General features: G+C 63.5%; 24 protein-coding genes and 2 pseudogenes. 10 read left to right on the plus strand and 16 right to left on the minus strand.

The features are described from left to right. Positions 1–268: 268 nt before the first annotated feature. Genes GGR45_RS18605 through GGR45_RS20070 form a run of 3 tightly spaced genes read right to left on the minus strand, consistent with a single transcriptional unit; the run spans position 269 to position 1929 of the window. Positions 269–610 (minus strand): Rap1a/Tai family immunity protein, encoded by a 342-nt coding sequence (locus GGR45_RS18605; RefSeq protein WP_024021617.1) that lies wholly within the window; start codon positions 608–610, stop codon positions 269–271. 3 nt (positions 611–613) lie between these two features. Beyond that, a complete protein-coding gene (locus tag GGR45_RS18610; RefSeq protein WP_037531219.1) occupies positions 614–1546 on the minus strand; it encodes a DUF1259 domain-containing protein in 933 nt (310 codons plus the stop codon). A gap of 17 nt (positions 1547–1563) precedes the next feature. Next, complete coding sequence (locus GGR45_RS20070; protein ID WP_148564657.1) at positions 1564–1929, minus strand: Rap1a/Tai family immunity protein; 366 nt, start codon at positions 1927–1929, stop codon at positions 1564–1566. Positions 1930–2014: 85 nt separating this feature from the next. Here GGR45_RS20070 and GGR45_RS18615 point away from each other — a divergent pair, with 85 nt between their 5' ends. The 6 genes and pseudogenes from GGR45_RS18615 (at position 2015) to GGR45_RS18635 (ending at position 6667) form a co-directional block, all read left to right on the plus strand. After that, a complete protein-coding gene (locus GGR45_RS18615) occupies positions 2015–2974 on the plus strand; it encodes a chromate resistance protein ChrB domain-containing protein (RefSeq protein WP_024021614.1) in 960 nt (319 codons plus the stop codon). 12 nt (positions 2975–2986) lie between these two features. Continuing rightward, positions 2987–4216, plus strand: a complete 1230-nt coding sequence (chrA, locus tag GGR45_RS18620) for a chromate efflux transporter (protein WP_024021613.1) — start codon at positions 2987–2989, stop codon at positions 4214–4216. Between the two features lie 193 nt (positions 4217–4409). Beyond that, positions 4410–4656, plus strand: a pseudogene (locus GGR45_RS19755) (transcription elongation protein SprT); the annotation flags it as partial. Positions 4657–4728: 72 nt separating this feature from the next. Then, on the plus strand, positions 4729–5382 hold the full coding sequence (locus tag GGR45_RS18625) for a ParA family protein (protein WP_024021612.1): 654 nt from the start codon (positions 4729–4731) through the stop codon (positions 5380–5382). Beyond that, positions 5382–5717: a hypothetical protein gene (locus tag GGR45_RS18630; protein ID WP_031310199.1), complete on the plus strand. Its 336-nt coding sequence runs from the start codon at positions 5382–5384 to the stop codon at positions 5715–5717. Before GGR45_RS18625 ends, GGR45_RS18630 begins: the two co-directional genes overlap by 1 nt. Beyond that, positions 5714–6667 (plus strand): replication initiator protein A, encoded by a 954-nt coding sequence (locus tag GGR45_RS18635; RefSeq protein ID WP_024021610.1) that lies wholly within the window; start codon positions 5714–5716, stop codon positions 6665–6667. The genes GGR45_RS18630 and GGR45_RS18635 overlap by 4 nt, the downstream gene beginning before the upstream one ends. A gap of 570 nt (positions 6668–7237) precedes the next feature. On the opposite strand, the gene GGR45_RS18640 is transcribed toward GGR45_RS18635, so the two are convergent. Genes GGR45_RS18640 through GGR45_RS18660 form a run of 5 tightly spaced genes read right to left on the minus strand, consistent with a single transcriptional unit; the run spans position 7238 to position 10419 of the window. After that, on the minus strand, positions 7238–8806 hold the full coding sequence (locus tag GGR45_RS18640) for a type IV secretory system conjugative DNA transfer family protein (RefSeq protein WP_048578473.1): 1569 nt from the start codon (positions 8804–8806) through the stop codon (positions 7238–7240). After that, positions 8806–9093 carry a hypothetical protein gene (locus GGR45_RS18645; protein WP_024021608.1) on the minus strand — a complete coding sequence of 96 codons (288 nt, stop codon included), beginning with the start codon at positions 9091–9093 and terminating at the stop codon, positions 8806–8808. Before GGR45_RS18645 ends, GGR45_RS18640 begins: the two co-directional genes overlap by 1 nt. A gap of 36 nt (positions 9094–9129) precedes the next feature. Continuing rightward, a complete protein-coding gene (locus GGR45_RS18650; RefSeq protein WP_031310198.1) occupies positions 9130–9858 on the minus strand; it encodes an SIMPL domain-containing protein in 729 nt (242 codons plus the stop codon). Then, positions 9855–10076, minus strand: a complete 222-nt coding sequence (locus GGR45_RS18655; protein ID WP_024021606.1) for a conjugal transfer protein TraD — start codon at positions 10074–10076, stop codon at positions 9855–9857. Before GGR45_RS18655 ends, GGR45_RS18650 begins: the two co-directional genes overlap by 4 nt. A gap of 16 nt (positions 10077–10092) precedes the next feature. Continuing rightward, positions 10093–10419 (minus strand): conjugal transfer protein TraD, encoded by a 327-nt coding sequence (locus tag GGR45_RS18660; RefSeq protein ID WP_024021605.1) that lies wholly within the window; start codon positions 10417–10419, stop codon positions 10093–10095. A 169-nt stretch (positions 10420–10588) separates the two neighbouring features. On the opposite strand from GGR45_RS18660, the gene traA reads away from it, so the two are divergent. After that, positions 10589–13504, plus strand: a complete 2916-nt coding sequence (gene traA / locus GGR45_RS18665; protein ID WP_048578474.1) for a Ti-type conjugative transfer relaxase TraA — start codon at positions 10589–10591, stop codon at positions 13502–13504. A 33-nt stretch (positions 13505–13537) separates the two neighbouring features. After that, entirely contained in the window at positions 13538–14245 is a 708-nt protein-coding gene (locus tag GGR45_RS18670; RefSeq protein ID WP_024021628.1) for a DUF6118 family protein, read from the plus strand. A 27-nt stretch (positions 14246–14272) separates the two neighbouring features. On the opposite strand, the gene GGR45_RS18675 is transcribed toward GGR45_RS18670, so the two are convergent. Beyond that, the gene (locus GGR45_RS18675; RefSeq protein ID WP_024021627.1) at positions 14273–14536 is read right to left on the minus strand and encodes a DUF3892 domain-containing protein; all 264 of its coding nucleotides are present in this window, start codon (positions 14534–14536) and stop codon (positions 14273–14275) included. 18 nt (positions 14537–14554) lie between these two features. Then, positions 14555–14770, minus strand: coding sequence for a hypothetical protein (locus tag GGR45_RS18680; RefSeq protein WP_024021626.1), 216 nt, complete (start codon positions 14768–14770; stop codon positions 14555–14557). Positions 14771–14906: 136 nt separating this feature from the next. On the opposite strand from GGR45_RS18680, the gene GGR45_RS18685 reads away from it, so the two are divergent. Next, positions 14907–15227, plus strand: coding sequence for a helix-turn-helix domain-containing protein (locus tag GGR45_RS18685; RefSeq protein ID WP_024021625.1), 321 nt, complete (start codon positions 14907–14909; stop codon positions 15225–15227). Next, positions 15227–16108, plus strand: coding sequence for an ImmA/IrrE family metallo-endopeptidase (locus tag GGR45_RS18690; protein ID WP_024021624.1), 882 nt, complete (start codon positions 15227–15229; stop codon positions 16106–16108). The genes GGR45_RS18685 and GGR45_RS18690 overlap by 1 nt, the downstream gene beginning before the upstream one ends. Positions 16109–16180: 72 nt before the next feature. Here the strand turns inward: GGR45_RS18690 and GGR45_RS19955 are convergent, their stop codons facing one another. From GGR45_RS19955 to GGR45_RS18720, 6 genes and pseudogenes are all read right to left on the minus strand, one after another. Beyond that, complete coding sequence (locus tag GGR45_RS19955) at positions 16181–17464, minus strand: 5-methylcytosine restriction system specificity protein McrC (protein WP_024021623.1); 1284 nt, start codon at positions 17462–17464, stop codon at positions 16181–16183. Continuing rightward, complete coding sequence (locus GGR45_RS18700; RefSeq protein WP_148564656.1) at positions 17457–18476, minus strand: 5-methylcytosine-specific restriction endonuclease subunit McrB; 1020 nt, start codon at positions 18474–18476, stop codon at positions 17457–17459. The genes GGR45_RS19955 and GGR45_RS18700 overlap by 8 nt, the downstream gene beginning before the upstream one ends. Positions 18477–18574: 98 nt before the next feature. Then, positions 18575–19195, minus strand: coding sequence for a hypothetical protein (locus GGR45_RS18705; RefSeq protein WP_031310204.1), 621 nt, complete (start codon positions 19193–19195; stop codon positions 18575–18577). A 25-nt stretch (positions 19196–19220) separates the two neighbouring features. Then, positions 19221–21431, minus strand: coding sequence for a type II restriction endonuclease (locus GGR45_RS18710; protein WP_024021620.1), 2211 nt, complete (start codon positions 21429–21431; stop codon positions 19221–19223). Then, a complete protein-coding gene (locus GGR45_RS18715) occupies positions 21428–22507 on the minus strand; it encodes a DNA adenine methylase (RefSeq protein ID WP_024021619.1) in 1080 nt (359 codons plus the stop codon). Before GGR45_RS18715 ends, GGR45_RS18710 begins: the two co-directional genes overlap by 4 nt. Positions 22508–22611: 104 nt before the next feature. Next, a pseudogene (locus tag GGR45_RS18720) lies at positions 22612–23169 on the minus strand (recombinase family protein); the annotation flags it as partial. Between the last annotated feature and the right edge of the window lie 162 nt (positions 23170–23331).

Here is a 23331-nt window from a genome sequence, read left to right on the forward strand (position 1 = left end):
CATCGTTCAGGCCGCGCGCGATTGCCTCGTCATCGGACCCGGCAACTGACAAATAGCGCGATCAGAACGCCGCCATTTAGCGCGAGCGTTTACACCCAAGAGCGTGACCGTGTTCTATGTCGCAAAACTCAGGACTTCCGCGACAAGCCGTGGCCGCTGCGATCCATTCTCTGTCGTTCCGCTCGCGCTGATGGGCGCCTGAAAGCCACCGTTGACTCGGTCGAGCACGGCTGTTCAGAAAAATGACCGGTTGTGACACTAGGTATCGTCATCGTGGTGAGTTCGACGGACACGGCCAGGTCTCACTCATCGCGCGCTCCGCGCCCGCCATCATGTGCTTGTCATGGAAGTACGTGTTGACTTCCGCCCAGCGCACATAGGCGGTCCGCAACCGGTGACGGTTATAACGAGGCGGATTACAGACACTCTGCTGGGCGATCATCATGTCAACGATGCCCTGAAGGTAAGCTCCGCAGCCCGACTCGCCTGCCCGGCAGCTCGTGAGCAGCGCCAGACCCTGCATATCGCTCGGCGTTTCGTCTTGAGCGAGCGCGCCTGTAGGCGCCAGCGCGGCTGCGGCGAACAGCGCCGTCCACCAGTTTCGTGTCATAGGTCAGCTCCGTTGCACATTGGTTTTATCCAGTGCTGCACGGAGCCCGCGTGCGAGCTTCTGGGCGTCGTCATTCGCCCAAAAGTGCATGAAGAAGAGCCGGGGCTGGTCATCCAGCATGTGATTGTGAAGCGCGGTGACCTCGATGCCCCCCGCGCGTAGTGCGCGGAGCACGGGATCGACCTCGGCGGCGGTGAGCACGAAGTCACCGGTGATCGCCGCCCGGCCCGAGCCGGTCGGCTGGAAGTTGATCGCGGTTGCGGTGCCCATGGACGCTGGCGCGGGCATGCCGCCGTCGCTCAGCTTCTCCGCGCGGGGAAAGCTGAACTGATAGACCCCACCGTTGGGCTTACCCTTGCCATCCATCAGCCGGTCAAGCGCGGCGGTGTCGAGGGCGATTGGCTGCGACGACCCCGCGCCGGCGGACGGCGGTTGCGAATCCCTGGATGGTGCCGTCATCGGTGTCCGGCTGGCGGCGAGCGCTTCACGGAGGGCGGCCGCAAGCTTCACGGGGTCACCATGGCCGCCGATGTGCATGTACATGGTCGCGGGCGCGGAACGAAGCAGATGGTTGTGGAGCGCGGTGATCGTGAAGCCGGATGCCAGCAACCGGCTCATGACCGGATTTACCTCCTCATGCGTCAGCACGAGGTCACCCATGACCATCACGTCATTGCCCATGGGGTGGAACGCCGCCCAGGAGCCGAGGGCAAGCGCCGGCTTGATTGCCACACCGTCGAGCTGGACGTTAAGATCGCTGCGCGGGAACCCATACCGGCGAACGCCGTCGGGCTGCGTCGTTCCCGCTCGGCCGAGGCTCTTGTCCACGAGCGCCCACCTGTCGCCGTGCGCCTCGGGCGGTGTCGCTTGCGGGTTTGTCTGGGCGGCGGCCGGTGCGGCGAGCGCGATCGCCAGCGGGAGCAACAAGTGACGCAATGCTTCTCTCCTCGATCTCAATTGGTTTGTCGGCATGGGAAGCGCTGGCGTAGCGCCATCGTCACACCCGCCAACCGGGGCAGGTTGGCTGCGTGACGGTTCTCTACCGCCCACGCCGGGAAGATACGGCTCAACTCGCCCGATCGGACGCCCCGGCCGCAGATTCCGGCTTCGCTGCCGCCGTTGCCGAAAGCGGAAAGCGTCTCGGCGGCACCAGCGAGATACGCTTCGCACCGACCGTTCACCTTCCTTTTCGTCTCGTCGACACACGTCCGATAGAACTGCGTAACCGTCTCATAGCGAGGTTGGGCCGCGGCAGACGAGGCCGCTGGGCACGCCAGGCACGCCAGCATGGCGGCAGCACCTGATCCAACAGCTCGCATTGCGGTCTCCTCACCCCAACTTTTAATCCACCCAAGCAAACGATACAAGTGTACGTTCGTTGCGTCGCTATGTTACAGTTGCTTCATGGCTGATGCTTCTTCGCCCGAGCCCCGTGACTGGCTGCTCCTGATCCCACAGCTCCCGGCCAAGCCCGCCTATCTGCGCGTGCGGGTCTGGCGGCGCTTGCAAGCAATGGGAGCCGCTCCCCTCAAGAATGCCGTTCACGCGCTCCCTGCTCGCGACGACACCCGCGCGCTCTTCGAGGAACTCAGAGCGGAGATCACCGCAGGGGGTGGCGAGGCGTTGATCCTGAAAGCCCGGCTAGTTGAGGGGATGGTTGATGCGGAGCTTCGCGCCGTGTTCGACGCGGCCCGCGACGCGGATTACGAGGAGTTGGCGCGCGAAGCGCGTATGATCGCCGAGGCGGAATACGTGTCGTCCGCCGACGTCCGCCGCCTGCGTAAACGCCTGGACGAGATCGCAGCGGTCGACTTCTTCGGCGCGCATGGACGGCAGGCGGCGGACGCCGCGATAGCCCAAGCGGAGGGGCGCGCCGGCCGCCACCCGGACGTGAGCGGGCCGGGAGCGCCGGAGCTGACGCCGGCGGAGCTGAAAGGCCGCACTTGGGTCACGCGCCGGCACGTGCATGTCGATCGCATCGCCTCGGCCTGGCTTATCCGCCGGTTCATCGACCCGAGCCCCAGCTTCAAGTTCGTGGACGGCAAGGACTACCAGCCCGAGCCCGGCGAGCTTCGCTTCGACATGGCGGACGCGGAGTTCACGCACGAAGGCGACCACTGCACCTTCGAAACGCTGACATATCGGACGGGGCTCGACGGCGATCAGGCGCTCGTTGCACTTGCCGAGATCATCCACGACCTCGACATCGCCGACGACAAGTTCGGTAGGCCGGAGACCGCCGGCATCGCCGCGCTCATCAATGGCATCTGCGCGAGCACCGACGGCGACAACGAGCGCATTGCCCAAGGGTCGGGCGCGCTCGATGGCTTCTACGCACATTTCACCAAGCGACGCGGCGCATAAGGGGAGCAGAACATGTCGAGCATCGAACATCCTGCCCCGGCGAGCGCGGCTCTGGATGAAGCCCAGCCGCCAGAGCTAAGTTATCCCGCGCTATTCTTGCGCTTCTTGCGCTTCGGCATGATGGCGTTCGGCGGCCCCGTAGCGCAGATCGCAATGATCCGGCGCGAGCTGGTGGACGAGGAACGCTGGATACCCAGCGACCGATTCAACAAGCTGCTCGCAGTTATGCAGGTGCTTCCCGGGCCGGAGGCGCATGAACTCTGCGTCCATCTCGGCATCCGCGCCAAGGGGCGACTGGGCGGCCTTCTGGCAGGGCTCGGCTTTATGTTGCCCGGCCTCGTGCTCATGCTCGCGCTTGCCTGGGCGTACACGCGGCTCCCGATTCAAGGAACGCTCCTCGGAGCCGCATTCTTGGGCATCCAAGCAGCGGTGATCGCTGTCATTGTCCGCGCGGTCCATCGCATCGGTGAGCACATCTTGTTCGACCCGTGGCTTTGGGCCGCAGCGATTGCGGCGGCGGCCGCCTCGCTCGCCGGCGTCAGCTTCTGGATCGTGCTTCCGGCGGCCGGCGCGGCCTACGCGCTCGGATCAACCGGGCGCTACGCGCTCGCCGCGGTCGTGGTCGCGCTTGCCGTTGGCCTGGCGGCTCTGACCTGGGCAGGAAGTCCCGGGGGTGCCGAAATAATGACGGGCACCAAGGAACCAGCGCCTGCCATCGCCGCGCTGTTCTGGGCGGGATTGAAGGGTGGACTCCTGACCTTCGGCGGAGCCTACACCGCCATCCCGTTCATCCGCAACGATACGGTCGGCCGGGGATGGATGACCGACGCGCAGTTCCTTGATGGCTTGGGTCTGTCGGGCATCCTGCCAGCCCCCCTCGTGATCTTCGCTACCTTCGTGGGTTGGATCAGCGGCGGCCTTGCTGGCGCGCTTGCCATGACCGCTGGCATGTTTTTGCCCGCCTTCGCGTTCTCGCTCCTGCTCTACGATCGACTGGAAGCGGTGGTCGAACATAAGCGATTGCAACTCTTCCTGGCGGGCGTGGCGGCCGGCGTCGTCGGCCTGATTGTGGTCACCGTTGTTGATCTTGCCCGAACCACGGGCGCACGCACGCCGAACCTGATCGTAAGCGCGCTCATCTTCGCGGTCTCGCTGGCGATTATGTACCGGTGGAAGAGCAAGCTCGCCACGCCGGTTGTGCTGGCGATTGGGGCGGCAATCGGTGCCATTGCGCTGAGCTGACGGTTGTTGATGACTAAGGCTGTTCCTTCTCGCCCCAGCGTTGTCGCAGAAGCGGCGACGCTGGGAAGTCAGAATATTTGCGACATTGACTAAGCGAATAAGCTGTTAAGCGACAAACTGCTTTTCGCCCTTTTAGGCTCCAGCAGCCAGCGGTTTCCGAGGCTACCCGCTCTTGCGGCCGTTCTCGCGTGAAGCGGCGATCTTGGCTGCGGTCGGTCACCTCCTCCCCCATGCCAGACTCGATACAGGCAGCGCGACCACTCGGCCCAGGAAGCAGGCGGCGCGGATGCTGAAATGCGAGTGCTCGACGTGCGGCTATACCGTCAGGACCGCGCGCAAATGGCTGGAGACAGTGGGCGCACCTTTGTGCCCGATTGAGGGGGCATGGCCCGATGCGCCACGATCTGATCGGCGACGAAACTGAGGACGGACGTGACTAAGCGACTAATGCCCTTTACGACTAAGCGGCTAAGCTCCATAAGCCGCTTAGCCGCTTAGTAGGAGCAGCAGCTATGCAAGTATGGGCCGTCATCGCGCAAAAGGGCGGGCAATCCAAAACCACCCTCTCAACCGGATTCGCCGTCGAGGCGGCGCGGGAGGGGGCGTCGGTCGTTATCCTCGATGCCGACGATCGCCAGGGATCGGCGCTCTACTGGTCCGAACGCCGCGACGAGGACGACGTGATGGTGAAGGACAGCAGCGTTGCCGGTCTGCCGCTCCACGTCTCGCGCGGGCGCAGCAGCGGCAAGGTCGACCTCATCATCATCGACACGCCGGCGAACTCCAAGGACATTGCCATGCTCGCAGCCGAGCAGGCGGATTTCGTCATCATCCCTGTCGCGCCGCGAGGGCTGGACGTTCATTCGGTGTTGCAGACCGTCAAGCAGGTGCAGCAGGCAGGCACGCCGTTCGCTGTTATACTGACGCAGGTTCCGCATCAGGGCGGGGAGGGGCAGGAGGCCCATGCCGGTTTCGCGGCGAAGGGCGTGACGATGTTCGACAGCCGCCTCCACTTCCGCAAGGATTTCTACAAGGCCACGCCGCTCGGCAGAACGGCGGCCGAGACGGACCCGGACAGCAAGGCGGCGACCGAGTTGCGCGCCGCCTATGATGAGGCTAAGCGACTAAGCGGCTTTACGACTAAGCAAGTAAGCGAGGTTGGATGATGGCGAAGAAAACTTCCGCGCTCGCCGGCATCTTCGATGACGAGCCCGAGGCACCGGCACCGGCACCGGCTCCCGTTGCCGATGCAACTCCCGCGCCGCAGCCTGCCGTCCCGCGTCGGTCGCGGCGTGCGGCGGACACGTCGGCCCCGGCAGTACCTGCCCGGCGCAGCAGCCATCCTGGCAAGAAGCCGGTGCTGATCCACATTCCCGAAGACATGCACCGCACACTGCGCCAGCTCAGCGTCGAGGAGGGCGGGGAGCCCCTTACCGTCATCACCGAGCGGTTGCTGCGCCAGTATCTGGTCCAGCGGGGACACACCAGGTTCGCGCCGTGAGCAAGCGGCGTGATCCCAATCCCGAGTTCGACCTGTTCATTCCGGCGCTCGGCGATCTTCCGCTCAAGGACCAGCGGGAGGTCATGGAGCGCCCGTTCTTCTCGCTCCAGAAGCGCAAGCGGCTGAAGCCGATCGAGTATCGCAGCCCGGATGGCGAGGCCTGGGTGCGCGTGCAGGCCATTCCCGACTACGGCATGGCCACGATCTGGGACGCCGATATCCTGATATGGGCCGCGTCCACGCTCAACCGCATGAAGCAGCAGGGGCTGAACGATCTGCCCCGCACGCTGACAACCACGCCCTACGACCTACTGCGGGCGATCAAGCGCAGCACAGGGGGCAGGGACTATCAGGAGCTGCAAGCTGCGCTCCTCCGGCTCCAGACGACTTCGATCACAACTTCGATCCGCGCGACGAAGCGCCGGCAGAAGGCTGGCTTCAACTGGCTCGACAGCTGGACCTTCGACACCGACGCCGAAACGGAGCAGCCGCGCGGCATGACGCTGACCCTCTCGGATTGGGTCTATGAGGGCATCGTCAACGAGAAGTCGCTGCTCACCATGCACCCCGACTATTTCCTACTCTCCGGAGGGTTGGAGCGGGCGCTCTATCGTATCGCGCGAAAGCACGCCGGCACGCAGCGCGGTGGGTGGACTTGCCGGGTAGAGGTGCTTCGCGACAAAACCGGCAGCGATGCCCAGCCCAAGGAGTTCAACCGGATGCTTCGGCGGGTGATCGAGGCCGACCAGCTCCCCGACTATGCGATGGAGCTGACCGAGACGACGGACAAAAGCCCGGCCGTGTTGTTCAGGCTCCGCGGCGAGGCCGAGGCACTGGCACTCGCCGAGAGAATGCGCGCCGAGGAGGAGCGGCGCGCCCGTTTCGACGCCGAGCGCAAGCGGGCCGAGGAAGTCGATGCACAGATGGACCGGCTTGCCGGCCGCCGCTGACTATCGGGGTTTCACACACCGCAAGCCCAACTATCGGGGTTTCACACACCGGCCAGCGATGCTGCCTGAACCCTGACATGCTTCGGGCGATGCCGGAGCCACCAGCCAGGCTGTGGATAACTGGCACCGGAGGCCCCTTTTCGGCTCCAGAGTCTCGGGGTTTCACCCACCTTGGCGTCGGGGTATCACCCACCGCACTATCGGGGTATCACACACCGAATCACGGGGTTTCACCCACCGGGCCGGCTGGCAAGCAGTTGATAAACAAAGCAAGATTCCGCTTTTTGAGCGGCTTAACTTGTTTAACGATTCCTATTTAACAGAATCTCTTAACGACAGGGCTCACCCAAAGCCGTCAACCTGAGAAGGGCAAGCGGAATTGGCCTACGGCCAATGCGCCTTCGATCCGTGACGGCTATCGCCGTCACCAGAGCGGCCTAACGGCCGCAAGGCTTCCGGAAGAAGCCAAGCGAAACTGGCGGTGTGTGCCTTCAACGTTTCGCCGGCAGAGAGGGCGATGAGGCGCTACCCCAAAGCTCACTTTCGATCTTCAAGGACCGGTGTGTGCGATCATGCCGGATCGAACAGGCCGGCGAACTCGCGCTGGTCATAGTAGCGGACCTTGCCGGCCCAGAGTGGGCGTTCACCCTGGCGCAGCAACAGGAGCGTGTCGGTGGGCATTCGCATGATTTCATCAGGTGTGACGAGCCGCCGCGCCGTGACATGCGTGCTGACGCTTTCCGAAGGGCCGGCGCGATTATCGCCCCAGCCAGTGCCGCGTGACGTGCTGAGGGTCGCATATTCCAGCGTCGTGTCGCCGATCGTGCGCGAGAGCATGTCGGCGGTGGCGTGATCGTTGACCCCGAAGGTCTGGATCACGCCGGCATTGGACAGGAAGGTGCCGGCGCGCTCGCCGTAGAGCGCGCGGAGCTGGTGCATGTCCTGGAGGATCGGCCAGAGCTGGAGGCCGTAACCCGCCATCAGCCCCATCGCTCGCTCCACCGGCTCCAGTCGGCCAAGCGCGGCGAACTCATCGAGCAGGAACAGCACGGGGCGTTCCGGCCGGGCAGGGGAGCGCGCCATGTCGGTGACGGCCTGAGCTACCAGCAGCCGCAGCCATCGGGCATAGGTATCAAGCCGGTCGGGCGGGAGGCACAGGAACACGGTGCCGGGCCGCTCCTTCAGGTCCGCGAAGCGGAAATCGGACGCGGACGTGCTTTCGACCAGGCGCGGGCTGTCGAGAAAGTGGGTGTGGCGCTGCGCCGAGGACAGCACGCCGGCCGCTTCCCGATCGGATTTGCCGAGCTGGCGATTGGCGGCGCGTGCGATCAGGCCATGCGCACCATTGCTAGCCTGCATGTCCGCCAGCAACGCGGCGAAGCCGGCGGGCTCGCGGGTGAGCTTATCGCGCACCGTGGCGAGCGTGACGCGGGCAGGGGGCTCGTGGACGACGGTGTGCAGGATCACGCCGGCGATCAGCGCCTTCGCCTCCTCGTTCCAGTGCGCCTCGCCCGATTGCCCCGGCGCGTCGTGGACCAGGGCGTCGGCGATCGTCTGCGCATCTTCCGCGAGGTCCGGGCTTGCCGGGTCGAGCTGCGCCAGGGGGTTGTAGCGGCCCGCAGGACGCCCGGAGACGCCGAAGGGGTCCAGGCACCACACAAGGCCCTTCCTGGCCCTCCCACGGGCCGTGACGCGGGCATTCTCGCCCTTGGGGTCGATGCAGACCACCGAGCGGTCGAGCAGCAGCAGGTTGGGGATGATCGTGCCCACCCCCTTGCCCGACCGGGTTGGGGCGATCGTCAGCAGGTGCGCCGCGCCATCATAGCGGAGCAGCTTGCCGGATTCCTTGGCGCGGCCGATCAGGAGATCTCCATTCGCCTCCAGCTTGCGCACGTCGGCGCGGTCGCCAAAGCGCGCCGACCCGAGTAGCTCGTTCCTGCGCTTGCCGACGCGGCTGTTGATCCACCAGGTCGCGCCGATCAGGCCGACCAGGACCAGGAACGAAACAGTGCCGGAAATCTGCCCGACGCCGAAGATGCCTTCCAGCCATCGCGCGGTCGCATAGGCCGCGATGAACGCAACGACGATTGCGAGCCGCCAGCTGATCGGCCGACGCCCGCCGATGAGTGGACCAGCCATCAGCAGGCCTGTTCCAGCGGCGTAATCGCAAGCGCCGGATCGGCGTCGGGATGCCCGAGCAGCTTGAGGATGATTTGCGTGGCGAGGGGAGGGGGCACCGCCTCGTCGCGCAGCATGTCGAACAGCGCCTCGTCATCCCCGCTCAGCGTCATGCCCTCGATCGCGAGGTTGGCGCGGGATTCGGCATCGGCTTCGCGCCATTCCGCCACATCAGCCGGCGTGCCGCGCTCAAACTCCAGCGCGCGAACCTCCCGGCGGATCGCATCGAGGTCGAGGAGGGGCGTCACGGCTTCATCCTTTCTCGCGGTATGGTGGCTAGGTGTTCATTTGAGGGCCAGCGCGAAGTTCACGCGCACCGTCACCATTCCGGCATTGGTCCCCGCCATTACAGTAGCCGACGCCTGTTCCGCCTGCACAGACACGGGCGGCGGCGCGACCATGCGGGCATCCATTGCCCCCATTTGCGGCATGTAGCCGCCCTGGCCGCCATCGTGGATCGCGAGCACTCGGTCGATGCGCAGGCCAGCGGCCTTGGCATAAGCCTCGGCCTTGGCGCGGGCAGACTTGTAGGCAGCATCATAGCCGCTCAGGTTCGCCTTCTCGGGATCGGTAACGGAGAGGTCGGGGCCAGACACGATGTTCGCGCCGGCATCGGTGACGGCGGCGATCGCCTCACCGACCCGCGCCGTGTCACGCATCCGCACGGTGAGGGTATTGCTCGCCTCGAAGCGGCCCTTGTTGGGGCCATAGTCCAAGCGATTGACCGACAGGCTGCGCGTCTGGATATCGCGCGCGGGCACGTTCAGCCGGGCAAGGGCGGCCGTGATCCGGCTCATGGCTTCCGCATTCTTCGCGCTGGCGCTTTTCGCATCAGCCGCCACGCTCGACAGGCCGGCGGTGAACAGCGCCTGGTCGGGCGCGGCTTCGGTGCGTCCGGTGCCTGTTACCGTCAACAAAGTCTCACCGGTTTCGAGGCCTTGCGGATCGGCAGGGCCTCGACCGCAACCGGCGATGATGACGCAGAGCGGCAAGGCCCATAGAGTCTTCCTCAAGACAGCTCCTCCACATTGTTTTCCGCATCGAACGCGCGTTTGCCGCGCCGCTTCCAGAGCGCAAGCGAGTCGCCGGCCTCGCCGCGAGCGCGGCCGACCAGCTCCAGCAGCGCGCCGTAAATCGTTGCGCGATCGTCGTCGGCGAGATCGACCAGGCCAGCCTTCTGGACGAGGCCGCCCAGCTCGATCAGGTGGCGGGTGCGTTCGCGCCGAGCCAAGACCCAGCCCCGCGTATCAGTCCGACGCCGTGCCGCTTCCAGACGCTGGATCAGCGCCCGGTTGCGTACCTGCGCTGTCGCCGTTGCCGCCAGCAGTCCGCCCAGCTTTGCGCCCGCGCCGTTGAAAGAAAGTGGAGCCCTTCGCGCGCCAAGCCTCCTTCGCTTCCGCATCCTTCGACGCAACGGCATCGAGCAGCGCGCCGGCGAGCATTTCCATGTCGAGCGCATCGGCCCCGGTTGCGGTGACGAGCTGGCCGAGCTGTTCGATGCGACGCGCCTTGATCGCCTTGGCGCGGCTCTCCAGCGCTTTCAGTTCCGCGTCATAGTCGCGCACCTTGCGCATGGTGCTCTCTCCTTCCGCGTCTGGTTCACCGCAGCCTAGCAAACAGGAGCAGGCAGGCAACCCATAATGAAAACGCACCGCAGTCAATCAGCGGGAGCGAAGCGAATGATGAGTGCGCGCTTATACGTCGTTGCCGACGTGCGCTAAGTAAGGCAGTGTGCGTAGCGTCATGGCGATCTACCATTTCTCCGCCAAGGTTGTGAGCCGCGCGAACGGATCGAGCGCCGTTGCGAGCGCGGCCTATCGTTCCGCGTCCGAGCTGCACGATGATCGGCTTGGGCGTAACCACGATTTCAGCAACAAGGCGGGTGTCATTCACTCGGAAGTGATGTTGCCGGAGGGCGCGCCGGAGCGTTTAAACGATCGCTCGACCTTGTGGAACGAGGTGGAGGCCGGCGAGAAGCGCAAGGACGCGCAGCTTGCCCGCGAGGTGGAGTTCTCGATTCCGCGCGAGATGAACGAGAAGCAGGGCGTGCAGCTCGCGCGCGATTTCGTGAAGAAGCAGTTTGTCGATCGCGGCATGGTCGCGGACCTGAACGTGCATTGGGACAAGGCGAAGGACGGCACGCCCAAGCCGCACGCGCATGTGATGATGACGATGCGCGACGTAGGGCCGGAGGGGTTCGGGAAGAAGAACCGTGACTGGAACAGCACCGAGCTGTTGAAGGACTGGCGCGAGGCATGGAGCGCGCATGTCAACGAGCGCATGGCCGAGCTGGGGCTTGAGGGCCGGATCGACCATCGCTCCTATGAAGACCAGGGCATCGCGCTGGAGCCGCAGCACAAGATTGGGCCAGCGGGAATGCGGCGGCTCGACCGCGGCGAGGATGCCGAGCGCGCCGACGATCACCGGCGGATCGCGCGGGAGAATGGCGAGAAGATCGCGGCCGACCCGCGCATTGCGCTCGACGGCATCACGCGGCAACAGGCGACCTTCACCATCCGCGATCTTGCCGCGTTCGCCTTCCGTCATTCGGACGGCAAGGAGCAGTTCGACCAGGTGATGGCGGCGGTGCGCGCCAGTCCCGAGCTGGTGGCATTGGGCAAGGACGGGCGCGACCAGGAGCGGTTCACCTCCCGCGAGATGATCGCTACCGAAGCGAAGCTTGAGCGCGCCGGTGACGAGCTGGCGCGTGGCGCCGGGCATGGCGTGTCCGTGTCCCATCGCACCGGAGCGCTGGAGACGGCGGAAGGGCGCGGCCTGGTGCTGTCGGGCGAGCAGCGCGACGCCTTCGACCATATCACGGAGGGCCGAGGGCTGGCGTCGGTCATCGGCTATGCCGGCACCGGCAAGTCGGCGATGCTGGGCGTCGCGCGCGAGGCGTGGGAGCGCGAGGGCTATCAGGTGCGCGGCGCGGCCTTGTCCGGGATCGCGGCCGAGAACCTTGAGGGCGGATCGGGCATCCAGTCCCGCACCATCGCCAGCCTTGAACATGCGTGGGCGCAGGGGCGTGACCAGCTGACCCGCAATGACGTGCTGGTGGTGGACGAAGCGGGCATGATCGGCACCCGCCAGATGGAGCGGGTGCTGTCCCATGCCCGTGACGCCGGCGCGAAGGTGGTGCTAGTGGGCGATCCCGAGCAGTTGCAGGCGATCGAAGCCGGCGCGGCGTTCCGGTCGATCAGCGAGCGCCACGGCGCGGCCGAGATCACCGAGGTTCGCCGGCAGCGCGACAACTGGCAGAAGGACGCGACGCGTGCGCTCGCCACGGGCCGCACGGCCGAGGCGCTGCACGCCTATGCCGATCACGGCATGGTTAATGCGGCGGAAACCAGAGAAGCTGCGCGCGCCGCGCTGGTCGATGGCTGGGACCGCCAGCGCCAGGCTGCGCCGGAGCAGAGCCGGATCATCCTCACCCATACCAATGCCGAGGTGCGGGAGCTGAACCAGGAAGCGCGCGAGCGGGTGCGCGCATCGGGCGGGCTGGGCGAGGACGTGGGCACCACGGTCGATCGCGGCCGGCGCGACTTCGCGTCCGGCGACCGGATCATGTTCCTGCGCAACGAGCGTTCGCTTGGCGTGAAGAACGGCACGCTGGGCACGCTGGAGCAAGTCAGCGAGGGACGCATGGCGGTGCGGCTCGATGGCGGCAGCCGTGTCGCGTTCGACCTCAAGGACTATGCCGCTGTCGATCACGGCTATGCGGCGACCATCCATAAATCGCAGGGTGTGACCGTCGATCGCGCGCATGTGCTGGCGACGCCGGGGATGGACCGGCACGGGGCCTATGTCGCCTTGTCCCGGCACCGTGAGGGCGTGCAGCTCCACTATGGCCGCGACGACTTCACAGACCAGCGCCAGCTCGCCCGCGTCCTGTCGCGTGACCGCGCCAAGGACATGGCCAGCGACTATACCGCGCCGTCCGACAATGACCGGGCACGCGCGTTCGCCGAGCGGCGCGAGATCCGGTTCCCGGAACTCGCGCGGGAGATCGCCGCCAAAGTGCGCGACAAGGCCAAGGGCATGTTCGACGGCTTCCGGCCCAAGCCGGCAGCCGAGAAGGCGTCCGCGCCCAAACGGGAGCCTATGATCGGCGACAAGCCGGGCCAGGACAAAGCGATCGAACGCTATGCGCGCGCCACGGCCGATATAGGCCGGATGCGCGCCAAGGGCCTGCCCGTGCTGCCCCACCAGGAGAGCGCATTGCGCAAGGCCGGCGAGGCGCTGGACGCAGGCCGCCCCCATGCCGCGCGCGACCTCGCTTCCGCGCTCCGGCGTGACCCGAAGCTCATCGAGCAGGCCGCCGGCGGCAACACCGGCGGGGCGGCGCGCGCGATGGCCGAGGAGCAGCGCGTGCGGCTCGACCCGGAGGCGCGCGCGGGCCGCTTCGTGGAAGCTTGGCAGGCGATGCAGCGCGATCGTGCCACCCTTGAGCGGGCGGGCGACCGCGCCGGCGCGGAGCGGATGCGCGGCAACATGGCGAAGGTCGCCGGCGCGATCGGGCGCGATCCGCAGCTGGAATCCGCGCTGCGCCGTCGCGCGCCCGAGCTGGCGCTGAAACTGGAGAAGGACCGCGCGATCGGCGACGCGCTGGCGAAATCGCTGGGGCCGGACCGCGAGCGCGACCGGGGATTGAGCCGATAGGTTTCGCGCTTTCGGGTGCGTGAGGGAGACAGGATGAGCGAGGACGAGCACGAACCCGAGACAGCCCAGGAAGCCTTCGCGCGGGTGGAGGGCGAGCTGGCGCTGCTGCGCCGTGCCGTGGAGCGGATGGCGATCGAGCGCGTCGAACTTCCCGAGCAGCCCGACTATAGCGAGACGCTGGCGGGCCTGTTGCAGACGATCAACGCCACCTTCCAGCGCGCGGACGCTCTGGTGGTCGCAGCCAAGGAGGGAGCGACCCCGCGCCATATCGTTGACCGGATCGTGGCGGCGGGCGCGGACGCCAGCGCCGAGGACCGGCGGACGATCGCGACCGCCGCTGCTGAGCTGAAGGACGCGACCCGGATGCTTCAGGGCGTCGTCGCATCGGCGCGGCGCCGCGACGAGCAGAACCGATGGGTGATGTGGACGGCGACCGGCGGGGTGGTGCTCGGCATGGTGCTTTGGGCGACGTTCGCCGGGATTGTGGCACGCGCCGTGCCGGCGAGCTGGCAATGGCCCGAGAAGATGGCGGCGCACACGCTCGACATGCCGATGTGGGAAGGCGGGCAGCGCATGATGCAGAGCGCCTCGCCTGGTGCGTTCACTGCACTGGCGGCGGGCGACCGGATCGTTGCCGCCAATCGTGAGGCGCTGGAGGCGTGCCGGAAGCGTGCAGACAAAGCGCGCGAGGCGGTGCGTTGCACCATCGATGTTGAGGCAGACGAGAGGACGAAGCGTTAGGGGGCTAGCACCCCTTCCGCCCCTTCCTCAGCAATCGAGCAGATCGTCGAGGTTGTTCTTGGTCGAGCCGTCGCGGCGGGTGCGGAGGTACTTGCCGCTGGGGCCGTTAACGACCGTGATGGGCGTCTCCTGACCATCGGTCCATGAGACGTAATACTGGTGATCGCCGTTCTCGATATCCCGAATAGCGTCCGCCTTGAAGCGGGGCGACCAGCTCTGCCCGGCATTGCAGAGCTTGGTGATATCACCGTCCCTGTCCTTGCCGGTCTTGTTCACATAGCGCTTGGCCATGATGGTCCCCTCCTTTTGTCAGCTCTCGCGGACGGTGGTGTGGGGGCTGGCCTTGCCATGTGCGGTGGTGACGTAGCGGCCGCTGATCGCGCTCCGATAGTGACCGCCGGAGCTGCCGCCCGAGTTGGATTCCCGCACCGTCGTACGGGGGCTGGCCTTGCCGTGAGCCGAGGTCACGAACCGACCGCTGATTGCGCTGCGGTAATGACCACCGCCGCCCTTGCTACCTGCCATTCTTCAAACTCCTTGAACCATGATGTCCGGCATCCAGTTCGGACTACCGGTACAAGCAATATGGCTACTACGAGTTCGCTGTTCAAGTAGGAAAAATGAGGCTATCACCGAACGAACGAATTTTCACGGAGAAACCATGTCATCGACTCTCGGTCGGAAGGTTCGGGAGCTACGGCAGGAGAAGAAGCTGACCCTTGATCAGCTCGCCCAGGCTACCGGCAGCAGCAAGAGCTACATGTGGGAGATAGAGAACAAGCCGGTCGCGCGTCCCTCGGCCGATAAGCTGAATCGTATTGCGGCCGTGCTGGGGGTGACCCCCGAGTACCTAGCTGACGAGGAGCGAACTCAGCCCACCGCTGACGAACATGATGAGGCGTTCTATCGCAAGTATCAGGGAGCCAATCCCGACGTGAAAGAAAAGCTCAAACGTATCCTGGACGTTCTGGACGACGAGTGATGCCCGATCCCACACAACCGAGAGCATGGGCCAATCTGCTGAGCCAGCTATGGGGGCCACGTTTCCCGGTTGATGTGAGAACCATCGCACTCGACTATACGCAGCGCAAATTTGCCGATCCGATCAAGACGATCAAGGAGGCACCAGTAGACCATTTCGAGGGTGCGCTGGCGCCGTTACCCAAAAGCGGAAAATGGGCGATCCTCTATAACCCTAACATTGTGTCGGCGGGACGCATCAACTTTACCTTGGCCCATGAGCTGGGGCATTATTTTGTCCATCGCCAGATCAGCCCCGGCGGGTTTGAATGCGGGGAGAAGCAGATTCTGGGTGTTGATCGCGATGCAGAGCGGCGTCGCATCGAACAGGAGGCAGATGCCTTCGCGTCATACCTGTTAATGCCGATGAACGATTATCGGGATCAGGTTGGCCGCGACGACATGACGCTGGAGCTGCTGCGGCAATGCGCCGATCGCTACGGCGTCTCGATGACCGCAGCGGCGATCAAGTGGCTGGACTTCACACCCAAGTGCGCCGTCCTCGTCGTGGCAACCAACGGTTTCGTGCTGTGGTGCTGGCGCAGCACGTCGGCGAAGAAGCGACGGCTATACTATCCGAGCGGGATGGAACTGCCGGCAGGATCATTGGCGACGCGGCCCATGTTGATTCTTCCCGATCCGGATCGGGGGACCATGCTTGATCGGAGCGTATGGGGTGGCGTCAGTGACGTACGAGAGATGGCGATCTTCGCCGATCGCTATGAAATGACGATATCTCTTTTGGTGTTTGATGACGCTGAGGACAGCAGGACCTCCTGGGAGCAGGAGTCCGATGAAGAAGATGCTTTTGATCGATTTACCCAAGCCGCTTCCGGCCGGTAGTCATCCACCTTGAGGCAGGACGCGGTGTCAACCATTCGGCTTTGACCTGTACATCAGCATGGTAGCTTGCTTCTAGATCCCAGCGTTTGTGCATTCTTGTGTTGCGGCGGCTAATGTGGATGAAAACGCTGCTAGACCGCCTGGTCGTGCAATACCGGACACTCCAGTTGTTATCGCGAGAAGGCTGCCAGTTGGCAGCTGTTCACGTTGGAACACCTTCGCTTCCTCGCCGACATCGGCGGCATTCAGGCTGGGGTAGGCGAGGATTGCCTTGGAGCTACCCGTCGCGTGCATGAATGCAATCACTTCGTACCGGTCGGCAGCCGACACCGTATTGCGTCCGCGTTCTTCGTTGCCTTTGTACTTCGCGTCGAAAACGATGGGGCCGTCCACGTCCACGAGCGCGTCTGGTCTAACGAGGCTTGAAGTTGCCCGTCCTGCCCGGTGTATTATGCCAAGCTGGAAATCTTTTTGGAGCTGGACGCGATTTGCGCCGAGGCGCATCACGAGTGAGCGCTCGACGAGCGCTTCCCAGGTTCGCCATGTGTCGAGGGTGAATTCAAAGGTAGCAAAGGCGCCGGAACCTGGAGCGAACCCTGCATTTTTCAGCAGTTCGAGCGCGAGATCGTAGGCTCTTTGCCAAGCGGAGAGACGGGGCGGTAGGATGCGTCTGATCCGGCTCGGTCGAACGGCGGGGGAGCCCCAGCGTCCTACCGCATCTCTGAGCATAACGGCTACCTGGACATCGCGGACATGACCCAGCAGCGCATGTGCACCGGCATGTATGGTCGCCCAGTACTCGTTGTCGCGGCTCATTGCGTAGAAAGTCTGCCGCCAGCCCTCCTCCCCTGGGTTTAGAAGAGTGTCGGGATCAATCTCTCCAAGCGGCTCGAAGGTTTCGGTTGTGACCCGCCGACGCGCCTTGAGGGGGGTCCTGTGATTGCGCCGGAGCTCATTCAGTAGCGTCCTTGCGATTAAATCGGCGAGGCTGTTCGGGGTAGACTTGTCGGAAGCAATGGTGCGGATCGGATCGATGCGCCCATGGGCAGCAAACAGGGCGAGAAACAGGAGGTCCGCTCGCCAATCGTCACCTTCACCCGCGTATTTTGGGCGTATTTCGAGTTCCACTCCGGGTGCGAGCGCCACGATGCCGGCCACACCTTTTGCCATCACCCGATCGCCAACGATCTCAATAGGGTTGAAGGCCAATCCATGGTAGCGTTGGATGCGCTCGCCAGTTGCTCGCAGGCGCTTCTCGGCTTGCGCAACAGTCTCGCGTAGTGCCCCGGCGACGACAGGGAGGATGTCCCTCGGTGCGCCGTACTCGACGATTCCAACGGTGAGCCTGCTAGGCACCCGCGATCCGTCTGAGAACAGCGTAGATGCTGGCCGGGCTGATCGTCGGTTCGATCAGCGTGAGGCGGTCATCGTTGCCGTAGGCGGCGTTCTCGAGCCGGTAGCCGGTGGGGTCATCGCCCGCGTTTAGCGCAACGCCGGTGCCGATGAGGTCGCCATAGAACACTTCGCGGACATGAACGTACACCTTCTTCCACCAGCTAGCAGCTAGAGTAAGCGCTTCGTCAACAGTCGCCAGCTCGGCCCTGGCGAAGATGCCATGGCCGAGCTGGTGGTCGGCCGATCGCCCGAGCGAAATCCGGGCATTAACTGCCGCCCACGCCCGCACTGCTGCCTCAGTCACCTCGCCCGCCATGGTCGGCGCGTCTGGGAGGGTTGCGGCCGCGCCTACAGCCTGGACGAAGCTCCTGGCCTTCTCGGCGTCCGGCATTATCGCGATTGTCTCAAAGCGACGTAGGAACGCTACGTCGAGCGGTTCGATCGAGCTGTCTGCCTGGTTCACCGCCGAGAGGATGTAGAGGTGGGTCGAGAGGTAGAGGTCCACGGTAGCGCCGGTCTCGTCGAGCACTTTCATGGGCCAGCTCTGCGCCGTGGGCTTGTCGTCTGGGCCAAGCCGCTTATCGCTCTCGATAGAGACTACGGCGTCGCCAAACAGCTGCACCGCAGGGCCGCGGTTCATCTCGTCGATGATCAGCAGTGCCGCCCCACCATCTAATGCAAACGCGTTTGTCTTCACGAGTGAACCATGCGCGACGCTGAAGGACGGACCGCCGGCGCCGGCATCGGTGCTGGGAACGAAAGCCGTCGTGAAATCACGGGCTTTAGTGTTTGCCGAGAAGGCGATGCGTTCGACGTGGCGGTTCGATCGACCTCCGCTCGGCATGTGCGCGTCCGCTGTGGTCGCAAGCGGCACCTGCGCCGGCATGGCGATGCGCCCGCTGGACGTAATGGGTTTAGGTGGCGGGGCCGGTGCGGCCGTCACCTGCTGGAAGGCTTCCGCAACCTCCTGCATCAAATGTGTCTTACCGCAGGAAGGTGGGCCTGACAGAAGTACGTTGTGTTTGTCCTTGAGCGCCTGGAGGACAGCGCGCGCTTCGTTCGAGATAGCCATCACTTCACGAACGAGGTCTTGGCCTCGAAGTCCTTGAAGCCCATCGTGGCGTTAGTGCCCGGTGGCTGGGCCAGGATAGGTCGAAAGAAGTCGGTAACCTCTGCGTTCCAAAGATTATTCTGGATTGCCTGTTCTGTAATGAATGCAAGCCGCGGCGAGACCTGGGCGTCGCTCTGGATTACCAACAGGAACACCCGGCCTTCGTTCGTCGGCGGCGTGAGCCTGAGTGCAGCGACGCGCCCGAGGCGAACCTCAGTAGGTCTGGCTTTTGTCGGCGGCCAGTATTCCATTCTCATGACAACGTAGTCCTCGCCATCAACAGACCTTACCTCAAGTTCGGTTGCTGCTCTGTCGATGGCAGTATCATCAATGTGAACGAAAACGTCTGCGGCATGGACGTTTGAGACCTTTTTCTTACCGCCCCACTCGGTTCGTTGCCTGGGCGTAGCGCTCGGGAAGATTTTTGAGAACACGGGCGCGAACGTTCCGCCAGGGCTAAAGCGTTGATCGCGCGCGCCGCCACCGGTCCCGCTATCTGCGGACGCTGCCTCAAACTTCCTGAGATCCCCCGCCTTCAGCTCCTTATAAACGAAGCGCTGTACCTGACCCGTTCCCGTCACACGCTGTCCCCCCTCAACTATCTTATTAGAGACCGTGGGCGACTTGAGAAGTCGTAGGCTCGTCGGCATCGACCTGTGACGGGACATAGGCCCGAGCGCCAAGCGTCGAGGCTGCGAGCACACGCTGCCGAGCGATGTCCTGCTGCGATCCGCTAATCTCGGAAAGAATGAAGTCGCGCGTAATGGTTGAACGCTTCTCTCCCGGCAAGGCAGGCTGGCTGCGGTCGAGGCTCGGAAAATCATCTAAGATACGAATGACATCGGCATCACTCCTAATGCCATATGCGCGCAAGCAGATAAGGTCGATGTCACGCCGGGCGGCCGCAATGGTTGCGGCCGCATCTCCTCCCCTACTTACATCGGCCTGCGCAATACGGCGGGCGGCCGCAACGATACGCCGCGCCGGCAGGGAGTCTGGCAGGATTGGAGGGAGCGGTACACTCTGGAGTAGGAAGTAGTTGACAGTGGTGGTGAGCACCCGCCGAAGGAGCCAGTCAAAGGCTATGCTGTTGACCATGCCGCACCACAAGTGCAGCGCGTCCTCTCCAAGGGCATTTGGAAATAGGATCGTAGGGACTTTGTTGCCGCACGCGACGCCAGCTGGAATAACAGCGGCCAGCATCGAACGCTCGTTAGTTTGGCCGGCGATGTCGCAGAAGCCTGCCCGCACTTGAGACAGGCGCGGACGTGCCGTGGCTGGAACATCAGAAGCCTTGATCCAGAACTGCGGCTTAATTGTTGCTTTGCCGATCGGAGCGCTGCTCCAGATCGCACGTCTGCCAGTGCCGCTAAGATACACCTTTGCACCAAATCGGTGCTGATGGACCATTCGTCCCTCTACCAGCGGTATAGCGCCGGGCGTGGGCTTCGTCTTGAAAAGACGTCGCTCCCTAGTCATGTCGACTTCGCGCGAAAACTCGGGCGCCCATGTGTCATCAGCTTCTGCCCAGCGCTGGCCGGCTTTGCTCATCCTAGCGAACAAGCGCCATTCTGCGCTTGAGCTAACTTCTGGTATCGACAGATCGGGGCGGAGGCGGCGAAGGCTCGACAGCGGAATGGAAACGGGCTCACCACTTTCTGCAGCGCCCCGCGAGCCGAGCCCGCGCGATAAAGTGAGTTGGGCTGTTCGGGACCCGGCTAGCTTTGCGGTGCCTGCCCCGGTCACGGCGAGAAACTTGAAGCGACTGTCGATACCAAAAAACCGGGCGCTGTTATCGAAGACAGCGATGTCTATCCGCTCGAATCTATCCAACAGGAGTTTGCGTAGAGCCGTGGTAGATTTAGAGCGGATAAGGCCGGCGGGAAGCAGGGCGGATATCGCGCCTCCGGGGCCAGAAATTTCTAGGAAAAGTTGTGTGAAGGCTGCGAACAGATCCTGTTCACCACTCGCCAGTCCGAAGCGCTCCGAGACGGCTTGGGCGTAGTTCCTAACTTCCTTCTTTCGCTGCTCCGTCGCGATCGAGATCGCACCTTCGTGCACCGCGCCGTAGTGACGCGACGATCCCGTAGCACGCTCTTCCTCGTGCCTGTGCACCTTCAGCTTTTCCCAAGGAGGATTGCCGACCACCATCGCGGACGCAGCCCCGATGTTCTCTCTCCATTGCCGTGCGGAGCGCATCAGGCTGTCCCCGGCGTGCCAGCGCGCTGTCATCGATTTAATCACAGTGAGATCGCCGGTGAGCGACGCCAGCGAAAGTCGGGCGCCTCGCAGTGCAGTGGAGGATTGGTCGGCAGCGATTACACCTTCCGCAAGGCGCTTGGCCGCGGCTCGCCGGTCCTGGTTGCAAAGTGCGAGGACAGACGCGACTAGGAGGATGCCGGTGCCGCTTGCTGGATCAACTAACGGAAGTTTTGGCGAGCCAGCGACAGCGATATTTCGGCCGATCAATCCTGCGAGACGAAAGTCGGTATAGTGCGCGCCAGTAGTGCGCTGAGCATGGACGCTCAATCGTTCTCTAGCTAGAGACGACAAGGCGAGAGACGGATGAATGTTTGTGTCGCGGATGGCACTGAGAAGTTTTGACGCAACCTCATCCAAAGTACTGTAATCGTGCGTGTCGATACCAAAGGTGCGATGGAAGGACCTTAGATCATATCCTCCCAGTCGCGCAGACGCTGCTTCAAGAACTTGCATCCTGCGCTCGGCATCTGGCTTCTTAGACCTGATGCATGCGGCGTCGAGAATGCGTTCGGCTGGCCCTAACAATGAATGTTCGAGCGGGATAGGACCGGTCATGCGGTCGCGCCTTCTAAAATCACGTTCCGAGGCATTGGGGAGCTCTTTCGCGCCCCGCGTCGTGCATATGTAAGAATGTACTCTGTGACGGTGTCACCATTGGCGCTCGCCGAACGGTTTGGCCGGTAGCGGCCCACCTCCTCAATCGGAGTAGTGACTATTTTACCACTGCGGGAAAGCATCTCCTCCAGCTCTAGTAAGTCGACGTGGCCTTCTGCGCTGTATGACAGAATGACGTGACGTGAGCCGATGTTTTCGACAAGTGAAACAAGCGCATCAAGCGCACGACGCTTGTAGCAGAAGGCCGAGGCTTTGTGCTGCCAAGGCCTTAGGCCGCTCACACCTTCAACGCGGGGTTCATCGCCAAGCACCAAGGTTTCAATGATGTGGTAGTATGAGGCGTATTGGCGCTTAGTGTAAGGTGGATCGAGATACACTAGATCGTTTTCGGCCGTTACTAAATCAGCGACATCGTGCGTGGTAGTATCAAGCTCCGTCGCAAAGTCCTTTAGCAATCGAGGTTGCAGAACTATGGGACGCAGTGCTGCGCTCTGCCACTTGGATAGGAAGCAGCCGTATGTCCCGGCAATATTAGCGCATCTGTTTACGCCCGCAATTAGGTCTGCGAGTAGCAGCTTTTCCTCATCAGGGCTTATATCGCCACCCTCACGCCAGTCAGAGATCAATGACCGCATGGCATCAATTCGGGCAGCATTCTCCTCTGTGAAATACCTGCGCGCGGTTCCAGCGTGCAGCGCGGAGGCAGGGCTGTACGTCCGGTGAAAGTAGCCAGTCCGAGCCGGCGTTTGGTTCAATCGATTGATGGCACCGTCATAACCGTCAAGACGGCTGAAGCTGACTTGGTCATGTGAAAGAAGCCGAGCTGCCGTCATGATGGTAGCGCTGACCATGGTGTCGTTTGCCCAGACATCGCGTCCGAGCAGGCCAGCTACCTCTGATACCGCCCCGGTCCCGCAAAACGCATCCACGAAGCGATCGCAGTTGTCATACGAGGAGATAACCCGACTCAAGGGGCTAGTTAGGCGCGCTTTTGAGCCAATGTACCGGAACGTCACCCTTGCACCTCGTTAAGTTGGTGCGCCGCCCCTAGCGATGTCTCGCTTCGGGTCACGGTTTTACCGCCATGTGTGTCATAAATCCGGGACCTATCGCTGATCGGAAGGCTCGTGCGCGTGGATAGCGCTCGGTAGAGAGTGGCGTGGTGGCACTTGAGCAGCTTAGCTGCTTCTCGGACGGATGTGCCCTCCTCCACCAGACGTTCGCCTAGAGCGACTTGGTCTGAAGTAAGTTTAGGCGGCCGGCCGAAGCGCACGCCTCGCGCTCTGGCGGCAACCCGCCCACTGCTTGTACGCTGATAGATTAGCTCGCGCTCGAACTCGGCAATGCCGGCAAAGACGGTCAAAACCATGCGACCCGCTGGGGAGGTTGTATCGGCCCAAGGCTCGGCCATCGAACGCAACCCCGCGCCAGCTTCCTTTAAGCGCTCAGCGATGTCGAGCAGGTCTCTGGTTGATCGTGCGAGCCGATCAAGCCGCGTGACTACTACTACGTCATCGTCACGGAGATGTTCGAGCATGCGTTCCAGCTCGGGCCGGTTGCGCCTTGCGCCCGAAACCTTCTCCTCAAAAGTGCGGCGACAGCCGGCCTCCTTCAGTGCGGCGCGCTGCACCCGCAAATCCTGATCGTCAGTTGAGACACGCGCATAGCCAATGAGCATGTTGCAAATGTGCCTATAAAGGAATCTGTTTTGCAAACGAATTTTGCGACATGCTCGTTGGCCCAAGTGTAAACGCTCGCGCTAAGTGGCGGCATTCTGATCGCGCTATTTGTCGGCGAGCGTCGCTACGCGGCTACCGGCTTGGTCTCGGCCGATCGCACA

The sequence above is a fragment of the Sphingomonas zeae genome, assembly GCF_014197135.1.
Classification (GTDB): domain Bacteria; phylum Pseudomonadota; class Alphaproteobacteria; order Sphingomonadales; family Sphingomonadaceae; genus Sphingomonas; species Sphingomonas zeae.